Source organism: Streptomyces sp., assembly GCF_050698815.1.
Classification (GTDB): domain Bacteria; phylum Actinomycetota; class Actinomycetes; order Streptomycetales; family Streptomycetaceae; genus Streptomyces.
On the sequence record NZ_JBOHCV010000011.1, the window covers coordinates 1 to 12,354 of the forward strand.

The window sequence follows — 12,354 nt, forward strand, 5'->3', positions numbered from 1 at the left end:
GCCCCACGACGTCCCCGCACCCCTCCCGGAGACCCCGATGTCCCGCCACGCACAGTCCCCGCTCTCCCGCCGCAAACTCCTCGCCACCGTCGCCGGCGGCGCGGGCGGTGTCATCCTCGGTGGCGCCGCCGTCGACGCCGCCACCGCCGGCCCGTCCGGGTCCCGGCTGCGCACCTACGTGCTGGTCGTCGACGGCTGCCGGCCCGACGAGATACGGCCCGTGCTCATGCCGAGGCTGTCCGAACTGCGCGACACCGGGACGACCTACCCCGCCGCGCAGTCGCTGCCCGTCATGGAGACCATCCCCAACCACGTGATGATGATGTCGGGCGTGCGCCCCGACCGGTCCGGAGTGCCGGCGAACTCCGTGTACGACCGGGCCGAGCGGGCCGTACGCGATCTGGACCGGCCGGCCGATCTGCGGGCGACGACCCTCTTCGAACTGCTCCGCAAGAGGGGGCTGACCAGCGGCACCGTACTGTCGAAGCGCTATCTGCACGGCATCTTCGGCACCCGCGCCGATGCTCAGTGGAAGCCCGAACCGCTGGTCCCGGGCACCGAGCACGCACCGGACCACTTCACCGCCGACGCGGCCATCGCGATGGTCGACAGCTCCGACCCGGACTTGATGTTCGTGAACTTCGGCGACGTGGACCGGGTCGGCCACGGTGACGTCACCGGCACCACGGTGGAGGCCGCCCGCAAGAGCGCGCTCGCCGACACCGACCGCCAGATCGGGCGCGTTCTCGACCACCTGGTCCAGACGGACCGCTGGGCGACGAGCGTGGTCCTCGTACTCGCCGACCACTCCATGGACTGGTCCGTCCCCACCGCGATGGTCACCCTGGCCCCGGTTTTCGACGCCGATCCGCAGCTCAACGGCGAGTACGTCATCGCCCAGAACGGCGGAGCGGACCTGCTCTACTGGACCGGCCCGTACAACTCCCGGGCCGGCGCGGTCGCACGGATGCGCGAACTCGCCGCCGCCCAGGAGGGCGTGCTCTCGGTGCACACCCCCGCGGAGCTGCGCCTCGGCGCGGAGGCCGGTGACCTCGTCGCCTATGTGCGGCCCGGCTACCGCTTCAGCGATCCGCGCCCGGTCTCCAACCCGATCCCCGGCAACCACGGGCATCCGGCGACCCTGCCGATCCCGTTCTTCGTCTCCGGCGGCTCGGAGCGCGTACGCCGCGGCGTGGTGAGCGGAGCCGCCGCCCGCACGGTCGACGTCGCGCCGACCCTCGCCTCCCTGTACGGGCTGTCCGCCCCGTCCGGCGGCTGGGACGGCACCGCCCGCACGGACGCCTTCACCACGACCGCCGGCCGCTGACGGCACGCCACCGGACCCAGGCGCGAGGCGACAGGACCGTCATGTGAAACGGAAATGACAGGCGAGGTCAACGGCGTTAACGTCGATCAGGCGCAGGCCGCGTACGCACAGCAGCACCGAGGAGGAACCCGCCGTGGGGACACACAGCGAGCACCGCGCGGGCCTGCTCTACGGTTTCGCCGCCTACGGCCTGTGGGGCCTGCTGCCCCTCTACTGGCATCTGTTGCTGCGCACCGCCCCCGGCGAGGTGCTGGCGCACCGCATGGTGTGGTCGCTGCCCACGGCCGTGGTGCTGCTGCTCGTGCTGCGCCGCTGGTCCTGGATACGGCCGCTGCTGCGGCAGCCACGGAAGCTCGGCCTCGTCGTCCTCGCCGCCGCGGCGATCGGCGTCAACTGGGGCCTGTTCATCTGGTCGGTCAGTGTGGGGAAGGTCCTCGAGTCGTCCCTGGGCTACTTCATCAATCCCCTCATCTCCATCGCCTTCGGTGTCCTGCTGCTCCGCGAGCGGCTGCGGCCGGCCCAGTGGACGGCCGTCGCCATCGGCGGGCTCGCGGTGGCGGTGCTGAGCATCGGCTACGGCCAGGTCCCCTGGCTCGCCATCGCCCTCGCCCTCTGCTTCGCCACCTACGGCCTCATCAAGAAGCGCATCCAACTGGACGGCGTGGACGGCTTCAGCGCGGAGACCGCGGTCCAGTTCCTGCCCGCCCTCGGCTACCTGGTCTATCTCGGTAGCAGCGGCGAGATCAGCTTCACCACCGAGGGTCTCGGGTACGCCCTGCTGATCGCCCTCTCCGGCCTGGTCACCGCCGTCCCGCTGATCTTCTTCGGCAGCGCGGCCGTCCGGCTGCCGCTCTCCACGATCGGCCTGCTGCAGTACCTGGCCCCGGTCTTCATGTTCGTGCTCGGTCTGCTGGCCTTCCACGAGGAGATGCCGCCGGAGCGCTGGGCGGGCTTCGGGCTGGTCTGGGCCGCCCTCTCGGTACTCACCTGGGACGCGCTGCGCACCTCCCGGCGTGGCCGCGCGCGCGTCCGCGCCGTCCGCACCCAGGCCCAGGGGCCCGCCCTAAGCCGTGACGTCGCGGGTGGTGAAGCGGGCCCAGGCGGCAGAGCCGAAGACGCCCGCGTAGAGCGCCTGGAGACCGAAGTTCTTGACCAGTTCGTCCCAGTAGACGGGGTCGCGGAGCAGGTCGGCGAAGCTCAGCCAGTGGTGGGTGAAGAGGTACGGGTGAACCGCGTCCAGCTGCGGGATGGTGTCCACGATCTGCACCATGAGCAGCAATCCGACGGTGGCGGCCATGGCGGCGATGCCGCTGTCGGTCAGGGTCGAGATGAACAGGCCGAGGGCCGCCAGCCCCGTCAGTGAGAGCGCCACCGCGGCGGCGATCGCGAGCGCGCGCAGCAGGCCCTCGGAGAAGGGGACCGTGGTGCCGGAGAGCAGGGTGACGTCGCCCAGGGGGAAGAGCACCGCACCCGTGGCCAGGGCGAAGGACGCGACGACGAGGGTGGCGGCGAGACAGAAGACGAGGATGCTCGCGTACTTGACGCACAGCAGGCGGATCCGGCCCGCCGGGGCGACCAGCAGATAGCGCAAGGTGCCCGCGTTCGCCTCGCCGGCCACCGAGTCGCCGGCGATGACGCCCACGGTCATCGGGAGGAAGAACGGCAGGGTGACCATGAGCGAGGTGAAGACCAGGAACAGGCCGTTGTTGGTGATCTGCGAGATGAACGGCGGCCCCTCGCCTCCGTCGCCCCCGGCCGTACCGCCGCCGCCCGTCTCGATCCTGACCGCGATGCCGACCAGGACCGGGATCAGCGCGAGCACGCCCAGCAGCGCGAGGGTGCGCCAGCGGCGGAAGGTGGTGACCAGTTCGCTGCGGAAGAGGGTGACGGTCCCGGCCACGCCCGGCCGGTGGCGCTGCCGGTCCTGACGGTCCTGGCGGTCCTGCTCTGCGACGAGTTCAGCCTGCGACATCGAAGCCCTCCCCGGTGAGTGAGACGAAGACGTCTTCGAGCGAGATCTTGGTGACGCCGAAGGCCCGCACGCGGACGCCGGAGGTGACGAGCGCGGCGTTGAGGTCCGAGAGTTCTTCGGGGGCGCCGGACGCGGCCGCCGGCACGGGAAGCTCGCCCGCGACCTCGTCCCCGGTGACCGACAGGTCGGTCACCCCGTGCTCCTTCAGCACCCGGACCGCGTCCGCGCCGTCCGGGGTGGTCACCGTCAGCCTTCTGCCCTGTACGTGGCCGCCCGCGGCCATCTCGGCCACCGTGCCCTGGGTGACCAGCCGGCCCCGGTTCATCACGGCCGTATGGGAGCAGACCTGCTCGATCTCGTCGAGGAGGTGGGAGGAGAGGAAGACTGTGGTTCCGTCCTCCGCCAACGCGCGTACGAGCGTGCGGATTTCGCGCATGCCCTGGGGGTCGAGGCCGTTGGTCGGCTCGTCGAGCACCAGCAGCTCGCGCGGCTGGAGCAGGGCCGCGGCGATACCGAGGCGCTGCTTCATGCCCAGCGAGTACGCCTTCGCCTTCTTGCCGGCGGCCGCCGAGAGTCCGACCCGCTCCAGCGCCCCGGCCACCCGCGCCGTGCGGGTGCGGGGGTCGGCCGTCGGGTCGGCGGCGTCGTACCGGTGCAGGTTGTCGCGGCCGGAGAGAAAGCCGTAGAGCGCCGGCCCCTCGATGAGCGCACCGACCCGGGGCAGCACCCGCTTGGCCGCTCGCGGCATCGGCTCACCGAGCAGGTGGGCGCTGCCGTCGGTCGCCTCGATGAGGCCCAGCAGCATGCGGATCGTGGTGGTCTTGCCGGAGCCGTTGGGCCCGAGGAACCCGAAGACGCTGCCGCGGGGTACGGCCAGGTCGAGCCCGTCGACGGCCAGTTGCCCGCCGCGGTAGCGCTTGCTGAGCCCGCGCGTCTCGATCACGTGAGCGCCGGCGGGTCCGGCGGGCGACTGGGCCATGATGCTCCCCGCTATCGGTGAGGTCGGTGGAGCCGGTGAGGTCGGTGGGGCCGGTGGAGTCGGGTGGAGTCCGGTGGACGGGACCGGTCCGGTAGCCGCCCGTCCCCACCACCCGGCTCCGATGGGCGGTGGGGACGGACGAAGGCCGGTCCGGACCAAGGGCCTATGCCCTACTTGGCTGCGGCTTCGGCGGCCTTGATCAGGCCTTCCTTGCTCACCGCGCCGACGTAGACCGTTCCGTCGTCGGTCATCAGGGCGTTGACCAGCCGGGTGCTGAAGACCCGCCCGGTGCCGAAGTCGCCCTTGACCTCGTCGGTGAAGCTGTTCAGCAGCTTCTTGGCCTGCGGCGAGTCCGTGCCCTCTTCGGCTCCCTGCTTGCCGCCCATCATCGCGCCCCCGGGCGCCTTGAGTTCGGCGACCGCGCCCCAGCCCTCACCGAGCGTGTTCAGCCCGGACATGTCGGGGCGTTCACCCTTCCCCGACTTCTTGAGCTCCTTGAAGTCCTTCAAGCCCTTGAAGTGCTTCTCAGGGTCGGCCTTGCCGTGCTTGCCGTGCTTCTCATGGTGCGCCTTGTCGCCGGCCTCGTGCTCGGTGACCTTCGCGCCCTTCGGCGGCTTGAAGCGGAACGTGCCGGCAGCCGGCTTGCCGAAGTCGACCTTGGTGTAGGCCGCGTCGATCGCGGCCTTTCCGCCGCCCTTCGGGGTCAGGGTGAACTTCAGCGGCGTGCCGTTGTCCGCGTCGACGGCGATACGTACCGACTCGACCGTCGAGTGGGGGGCACCCTTCGGCTTGATCACCAGCTGGTAGGCGTCCCGGCCGGCCACCTTCGCCGTGCCGTCGACGGACACCGAGGTGGTGTCGTCCACGGCCTTGAGCGCCTGCTTGGCGGCCTCCTGCGGGGTGACGTTCCCCAGCCCCTTGCCTTGCTTCATGCCGTGCTTCTTGCCGTGGTGCTTCCCGTGCTTCCCGCCGTGGTGCTTCCCGGCGCCCTTCGGAGCCGTGGCGTGGTAGGCGGAGTTGGTCCCGCTGTCGTACGCCCACACCTCGTCGGCGTTGTGGACGAAGCTGTACTCGGAAGCGTCGTCGACGATCGAGACACGCTGCTTGTCGGGGCCGTCGGCCGCGACGCGCAGGGTGTGTTCGCCGGAGGCGAGCTCCATCAGCTTGTCCTGGGGCGCGGCGGTGGAACCCTTGTCCCCGCCTCCGCCCTTCTCGCCGCGCTGCCCGTCCTCGCCGTGCGGGCCTCCGCCGAAGAGGCCCCCGTGCTTGCCGCTTCCGCCGCTCATGCCCGGCATCGCCGGCAGTCCGAGATCAGTGCTGATCTTCACCGTGCCGGACATGTGCTGCGTGTCCGACGCGGCCATCTTGGCCACCAGTTCGTTCGCCGAGATCTTCGGCAGGTCGGGGTCGCCGGTGCTGGCGAGCGCGGGTACGAGCCCGACGGTCGCCGCGGCCACTCCCGCGATCGCGGCCGGTATGCCGTACCGGACGGCCTTCCTGCCGGGCTTCCTCGGTTGGATCTGTGCCATGTTGGCTGCCCTACCTCCGTGATCGGTGGCGGTTGTCGCTCGTCCGGCCCCTGCCTTCGGCGGGGAGACCCCACACCTGCTCCGCCATTGTCCCCGAATTCGCTGGGGATGGTGCGGGGTGGTGTGTCCATAGCACCAAAGGAACGGGCTTCCCGCGTCCGCCGGTGGAGGCAACTCCACGTACTCCCTCAGTAGGAGACCGCGTCGCCGCATTTGGGGGCGATCCCTGAGTACGTGCCGCGCGGGCTGGGGACCTGCCGCTTTGGCCGCTCTGGCCTCGGAGGGGTCAGGCCGTGCGGTGGACGACGGCGTCGCACAGTTCCGAAAGGGCCGTCCTGGCCCCGCAGTCGGGCAGCGGCGCGAGCATCTCGCGCGCCTCACTCGCGTACCGGACCGTATCGCGGCGCGCCTGCTCCAGCGCCGGGTGGGCCCGCAGTCCCGCCAGCGCGTCCGCGTGACGGGCGTCGTCGGTCAGGTCGCCGTCCAGCAGCTCGCACAGCGCCCGGTCCTCGGCCGTACCCTCCGGCGAGGCCGCCCGCGCGCGCAGATGGAGCACCGGAAGGGTCGGAATGCCCTCCCGGAGATCGGTGCCCGGTGTCTTGCCGGACTCGTGCGAATCGCTGGCGATGTCGAGCACGTCGTCGGCCAGCTGGAACGCGGTGCCGATCCGCTCCCCGTACTGGGTGAGGATGGAGACGACGCTCTCGTCCGCACCCGCCATCAGCGCGCCGAACCGCCCCGAGACCGCGATCAGCGAGCCCGTCTTGCCCCCGATGACGTCCAGATAGTGCTGCACCGGGTCGCGGTCCTCGCGCGGGCCCGCGGTCTCCAGGATCTGGCCGGTGACCAGCCGTTCGAACGCCTCGGCCTGGACACGGACGGCCTCCGGGCCCAGGTCGGCGAGGATGTGCGAGGCGCGCGCGAAGAGGAAGTCGCCGGTGAGCACGGCCACCGAGTTGGTCCAGTTGACGTTGGCGCTGGGCACGCCGCGCCGCACGTCGGCCTCGTCCATCACGTCGTCGTGGTAGAGCGTCGCCAGATGCGTCAGCTCCACGACGACCGCCGACGGCACGACGCCGGGTGCGTACGGATCGCCGAACTGCGCGCCGAGCATCACCAGCAGCGGCCGGAATCGCTTCCCGCCCGCCCGTACCAGGTGCTGCGCGGCCTCCGTTATGAACGGGACGTCGCTTTTCGTGGCCTCGAAGAGACCTTCTTCGACAGCCGCCAACCCTGCCTGGACATCGGCTTCGAGAGCCTGGTCCCGCACGGTCAGTCCGAAGGGCCCGACGACGGTCACGAGAGGTTCTCCTGTCTGCGTACGACGAATGAGCGGTTAAATCTCGATGTCACCCTCTCCAGGCAGCGTATCCGGTCCTCCGGCGATCACGATGGGCGCCTGTCGGCGCCCGGTGCTTCGAGGCGCGGCCCGCCGGTGCGAGGACGGCCCCGGCCCGACGGCCGGGCCCGGATCGTCGGGCGGAGCCCGAGCCCCGCACCGTACGCGGTACCCCTGCGCGGTACCAACGGGGCGGAGCCGTACGCTGTGCTCGCCCGTGACCGGCGACGATCTCGAAGGTGAGGCACCGCACCGCATGACCACCGACGCGCACCCGCTCGACCTGCCCGTAGGCGACCCCTTCGGCCCCGACAACCTGCCGTACGGCCTGGGCACCACCGTCGAGGACCCGGACCGGCCGCGCATCGTCGTGCGGTACGGCGACTCCGTACTGGACGTGGGTCCCGCCGCCGAGGCCTTCGGCTCGCCGCACGCCGATCTGCTCCAGCGCCCGCTGCTCAATCCGCTGCTGGCCGCGGGCCGTTCCGTGTGGCAGTCCGTGCGCGCACAGCTGCACGACTGGCTGACCAGCCCCGCCCACCGGGCGACCGCCGAGCGGTTCATGCGCCCGCTGTCCGAGGTGACCCTTCGGATGCCCTTCGAGGTCGCCGACTACGTCGACTTCTACGCCAGCGAGCACCACGCCACCAACGTCGGCCGGATCTTCCGCCCCGACGGCGACGCCCTGACGCCCAACTGGAAACACCTGCCCATCGGCTACCACGGCCGCGCGGGCACCGTCGTCGTCTCCGGCACCCCCGTCGTGCGCCCCCAAGGCCAGCGCAAGCCGCCGCACGAGGACGCGCCGCTGTTCGGGCCCAGCCGGCGCCTGGACATCGAGGCGGAGGTGGGCTTCGTCGTCGGCGCGCCGAGCGCGCAGGGGGAGCCGGTGCCGATGTCCGGTTTCCGCGACCACGTCTTCGGCGTGACGCTGCTCAACGACTGGTCGGCGCGCGACATCCAGGCCTGGGAGTACGTGCCGCTGGGCCCCTTCCTCGGCAAGTCCTTCGCGACCTCCGTCTCCCCCTGGATCACCCCGCTCGACGCCCTGGACGCGGCCCGTACCGCACCGCCCGCCCGCGACGTTCCCCTTCTCCCCTACCTCGACGACGCGGTCGAGCCGGAGCCCGGCGGCATCGACCTGCGTATCACCGTCGCACTCAACGGCCATACGATCGCCGAGCCGCCGTTCTCCGCGATGTACTGGACGGCCGCACAGCAGCTGGCCCACATGACGGTCAACGGCGCCTCCCTGCGTACCGGCGACCTCTACGCGTCCGGCACGGTCAGCGGCCCCGAACCCGCCCAGCGCGGCAGCCTGCTGGAGCTGACCTGGGGCGGCAAGGAGCCCCTCGAACTCCCGGACGGCACCCGTGCCTTCCTGGAGGACGGCGACGAGGTGACGCTCACCGCCTGGGCGCCGGGGCCGGCCGGCCGCATCGGCATGGGCGAGGTGACCGGCCGCATCCACGCCGCGCGTCGCTGAGCCGGTCCTCCGGACCGCTCCGGACCGGTCCGGGTCAGCCCGGACCGGCCGCGGGGTCCTCGCGTACCGCGTCCAGCCGCTCCCGCACCCACGTCTCCACATCGCTGACGTGCAGGCTCGCCGCCGCGTGTGCGGCGAGGCTGTCGCGGGCGCGCAGGGCGCGGTAGATGTCCATGTGCTGGTGGTGCGTCCAGGACAGGACGTCGGACTTGACCAGGGCGCGCCAGACGCGGGCCCTGGCCGTCCTGTTGCTGACCGAGGAGACCAGGGACTCCAGGGTGCGGTTGCCGGTCGCGGCGGCGATGTCGGCGTGGAAGGCCAAGTCCTCCCGTACCAGTTCGCCGGCGTCCTGGAGGGTGCGCATCCGCTCGATCCGGTGCAGCAGGCCGTCGAGTGCGGCGTCGTCGATCCGGGTCGCGGCGAGCGCCGTGGCACCGGGCTCCAGCACCTTGCGGCATTCGAGCATCTCCTCGAGGCCGGTGTCCTGGGCGAGGTCGAGGAAGCTGCCGATGGCGCTGAGCAGCCGGTCCGGACGCAGGTCGGTGACGAAGGTGCCGTCGCCGCGCCGCACGTCCAGCACGCCGGCCATGGCGAGTGCCCGTACGGCCTCGCGCAGGGACGGCCGGGACAGTTCCAGTTGGCCGGCGAGCACCGACTCCGGCGGCAGCCGGTGGCCGGGGGTGAACTCGCCGGTCTCGATGCGCTCCTTGAGCCGGCTGATCGCGACGTCCACGACGCTGCCGACGCCGCCCACTCTGCCGGCAGCGCCGGCACCGGAACCGTCCCCGTCCCCGTCCGTATGGGTCGTTGTGGTCCTCGACATGCCGGTCAGGATGTCACCCGGCCGGTTCCGCTCCATACGGGACCGCCGGGGTAGCGGTGTGCGGCCAGCGTCTCGCGGCGGATCCGCGCGCTGTAACCGGGCGCCTCGGGCACCAGGTAGCGCGAGCCGCGGATGCGTACGGGGTCGTGGAAGTGCTCGTGCAGGTGGTCGACGTACTCGATGACGCGGTCGTCCATCGAGCCGCTGACCGCCACGTAGTCGAAGACAGACAGGTGCTGCACCAGCTCGCACAGGCCGACGCCGCCCGCGTGCGGACAGACCGGCACGTCGTGGGCGGCGGCCAGCAGCAGCGCGGCGACCGCCTCGTTGACGCCGCCGAGCCGGCAGGCGTCGATCTGGCAGATGCCGATCGCCTCCGCCTGCAGGAACTGCTTGAACATCACGGCGTTGTGCGCGTGTTCGCCGGTGGCCACGTGGGTCGGCTTGATGCTCCGCGCGATGGCGGCGTGGCCGAGTACGTCGTCCGGGCTGGTCGGCTCCTCGAACCACCAGATGCCGAACTCCGCCAGCGCCGCCGCCCACTCGATCGCCTCCGCGACGCCGAGGGTCTGGTTCGCGTCGATCATCAGCCGCCGGTCCGGACCGATGATCTCGCGGGCGATGCGGCAGCGGCGTACATCGTCGGCGAGGTCCGCGCCCACCTTCAGCTTGACCGAGTCCCAGCCCTGCTCCACCGCCTCCCGGCAGAGCCGCGCGAGCTTCGCGTCGTCGTAGCCGAGCCAGCCCGCGCTGGTGGTGTAGGCGGGGTAGCCGTGCTCGCGTACGTACGCCTCGCGCCCGGCCCGGCCCGGTACCCGTGACTCCAGCAGTTCCAGTGCCGCCTCCGGCGTGAGTGCGTCCTTCAGGTAGCGCCAGTCCACCAGGTCGACGATCTGGCGCGGGGTGAAGTCGGCGAGCAGCTTCCAGACCGGCTTGCCCGCCCGCTTGGCGGCCAGGTCCCAGCCCGCGTTGACGACGGCGGCCGTGCCGAGGTGGATCGCTCCCTTGTCCGGGCCGAGCCAGCGCAGCTGGCTGTCGCCCAGCAGGTGGCGCGAGAAGCCGCCCAGGTCACCGGCGATCTCGGCGACGGACAGACCGAGGGCGCGTTCGCCGATCGCCTGTGCCGCCTGGACCGCCAGTTCGTTTCCCCGTCCGATGGTGAACGTGAAACCGTGTCCCTCGGACACCTGCGCACCGCTGTCGCCGTCGTCGCCACCGCCGACGTGCAGCACCACGTAGGCGGCGGAGTAGTCCGGCGCTTCGTTCATGGCGTCGGAGCCGTCGAGGGCGCGCGAGGTGGGAAAGCGGACGTCGATCGTCTCGACGTCGACGATACGGGCGGTCATCGGGCACTCCTGTACCTGCGGGGGCTGCTGGGCCCGGCTGTCCGGCAAGACGGGCTGGGGCCAAGATGTCAGATGTCTGGCGCTCCCGCCAGAGATGACGCCGGACCCTTGCCCAGGTCAGGTCGGTGAAGTTAGGTTCCAGCGGTCAGATGTCTCCAGCCCCGAGGAGTAGCGATGACTCGCATCGTGCGCTTCGCCGACGACAGCGGGACCGTCCGTACCGGCGTCGCCGACGGCGCCGGCCAGATCCGCGCCTTCGACCGGCTGCCACGCGTCGCCGATCTGCTGCGGCTGACCGCGGCCGAGCTTCGCTCCCTGGTCGAACGCACCGCCGTCGACGGCCCGCCCGCCTTCGCCGAGGAGAGCGTGCTGCTGCTGCCGCCGCTGGACGGGCTGATGGAGCTGTGGGCGTCCGGTGTCACCTACGAGCGCTCCCGTGAGGCCAGGGTCGCCGAGAGCACCGAACGCTCCATCTACGAGCGGATCTACGACGCCGACCGCCCCGAACTCTTCTTCAAGGCGCAGCCCTGGCGGGTGGTCACCGACGGCGAGCCGATCGCCGTACGGGACGACTCCGAGCTGGACGTCCCCGAGCCGGAGCTGGGCCTCGTGCTCAACCGGCAGGGCGAGACGGTGGGCTACGTGGTCGTCAACGACGTCAGCTCCCGCTCGATCGAGGGCGAGAACCCCCTCTATCTCCCGCAGGCGAAGGTCTACGGCGGGAGCGCAGCGGTCTCCTCGGGCATCGTGCCCGCCTGGGAGATCGACGAGCCGGGCGCGCTGTGGATCAGCCTCGTCATCCGGCGGGAGGGTGCCGTCGTCTTCGAGGGGGAGACCTCCACGGTGGCGTTCCACCGCGACCCGCGGGGCCTGGCCGACCACCTCTGGCACGCCCAGCCATTCCCCGACGGCGCCGTGCTCTCCACGGGCACCGGCATCGTGCCCGGCCTGGACTTCACGCTCCGCGCCGGGGACTTCGTGGAGATCGCCGTGGACGGCGTCGGCGTGCTGGCCAACCCCGTACTGGGCGACCAGGCCCGGCTGGACTGGCTGGTCGAAGCGATCGACGACCCGTTGATGCGCCGCGGGCACCGTGGTCAGTAATTCTCAGCGCGTTCCGGGCACGGTTTCCGCCGTGCCCGGAACGTGTCGGCGTTCCCGCGTACTCAGCCTGCCGGGATCAGCTTCTCCATGTCCTTCGGGTCCTTGGGCAGCGTCTTGGGAGCTTCGGCGACCTTGACGTAGGCGTCCGTGGCGCCGCCGTTCCAACTCACCTTCATCGACTTGGCCTTGAGCGACTCGACGGTGCCGTTGGTGCGCTCCTCACCGGTGCCGCCCGGGCACTTGAGGGTCAGCGCCGGCTGGCCGGCGTCCATGACGCGGCCGGTGCAGTTCGTCTTCTCCCGCAGCAGCGTGACCGCGTCGCCCGCGATGGTCAGCACGAACTCCTTGCCGCCCACCTTCGTGTGCCAGATGCCCGGCAGCGTGCCGGGACCGTCCTTGGCGGGCGTCTTGGCGGTCTCCTCCGCCGTCGGCTTCGACTCCGGCTTTCC

10 protein-coding genes and 1 pseudogene are annotated in these 12,354 nt (G+C 71.4%); 4 read left to right on the plus strand and 7 right to left on the minus strand.

The annotated features are described in order from the left end of the window. The coding region (locus tag ACRDP3_RS00280; RefSeq protein ID WP_431514730.1) for an alkaline phosphatase family protein at positions 1-1,327 on the plus strand (1,327 nt) is incomplete at its 5' end. A 133-nt stretch (positions 1,328-1,460) separates the two neighbouring features. Further along, positions 1,461-2,444 (plus strand): annotated as a pseudogene (rarD, locus tag ACRDP3_RS00285) (EamA family transporter RarD); the annotation flags it as partial. On the opposite strand, the gene ACRDP3_RS00290 reads toward rarD, so the two are convergent. The 4 genes from ACRDP3_RS00290 to ACRDP3_RS00305 all read right to left on the minus strand — a co-directional run bounded on the left by ACRDP3_RS00290 (position 2,391) and on the right by ACRDP3_RS00305 (position 7,107). Further along, positions 2,391-3,299, minus strand: a complete 909-nt coding sequence (locus ACRDP3_RS00290; protein WP_431514731.1) for an ABC transporter permease — start codon at positions 3,297-3,299, stop codon at positions 2,391-2,393. The pseudogene rarD and the gene ACRDP3_RS00290 sit on opposite strands and share 54 nt — an antisense overlap. Next, complete coding sequence (locus ACRDP3_RS00295) at positions 3,286-4,278, minus strand: ATP-binding cassette domain-containing protein (protein WP_431514732.1); 993 nt, start codon at positions 4,276-4,278, stop codon at positions 3,286-3,288. The genes ACRDP3_RS00290 and ACRDP3_RS00295 overlap by 14 nt, the downstream gene beginning before the upstream one ends. Before the next feature lie 170 nt (positions 4,279-4,448). Further along, the gene (locus ACRDP3_RS00300) at positions 4,449-5,807 is read right to left on the minus strand and encodes a LolA family protein (protein ID WP_431514733.1); all 1,359 of its coding nucleotides are present in this window, start codon (positions 5,805-5,807) and stop codon (positions 4,449-4,451) included. 286 nt (positions 5,808-6,093) lie between these two features. Next, positions 6,094-7,107 (minus strand): polyprenyl synthetase family protein, encoded by a 1,014-nt coding sequence (locus ACRDP3_RS00305; RefSeq protein ID WP_431514734.1) that lies wholly within the window; start codon positions 7,105-7,107, stop codon positions 6,094-6,096. A gap of 295 nt (positions 7,108-7,402) precedes the next feature. On the opposite strand from ACRDP3_RS00305, the gene fahA reads away from it, so the two are divergent. Beyond that, positions 7,403-8,632 (plus strand): fumarylacetoacetase, encoded by a 1,230-nt coding sequence (fahA, locus tag ACRDP3_RS00310; RefSeq protein WP_431514739.1) that lies wholly within the window; start codon positions 7,403-7,405, stop codon positions 8,630-8,632. Positions 8,633-8,666: 34 nt separating this feature from the next. On the opposite strand, the gene ACRDP3_RS00315 is transcribed toward fahA, so the two are convergent. Both ACRDP3_RS00315 and ACRDP3_RS00320 read right to left on the minus strand, forming a co-directional pair. Then, a complete protein-coding gene (locus ACRDP3_RS00315) occupies positions 8,667-9,455 on the minus strand; it encodes a FadR/GntR family transcriptional regulator (RefSeq protein ID WP_431514735.1) in 789 nt (262 codons plus the stop codon). Between the two features lie 5 nt (positions 9,456-9,460). Next, positions 9,461-10,801, minus strand: coding sequence for an enolase C-terminal domain-like protein (locus ACRDP3_RS00320; protein WP_431514736.1), 1,341 nt, complete (start codon positions 10,799-10,801; stop codon positions 9,461-9,463). A 174-nt stretch (positions 10,802-10,975) separates the two neighbouring features. Here ACRDP3_RS00320 and ACRDP3_RS00325 point away from each other — a divergent pair, with 174 nt between their 5' ends. After that, positions 10,976-11,905 carry a fumarylacetoacetate hydrolase family protein gene (locus ACRDP3_RS00325; protein ID WP_431514737.1) on the plus strand — a complete coding sequence of 310 codons (930 nt, stop codon included), beginning with the start codon at positions 10,976-10,978 and terminating at the stop codon, positions 11,903-11,905. Between the two features lie 62 nt (positions 11,906-11,967). On the opposite strand, the gene ACRDP3_RS00330 is transcribed toward ACRDP3_RS00325, so the two are convergent. After that, positions 11,968-12,354, minus strand: a 387-nt coding sequence (locus ACRDP3_RS00330) for a hypothetical protein (protein WP_431514738.1), incomplete at its 5' end; no start/stop codon positions are given.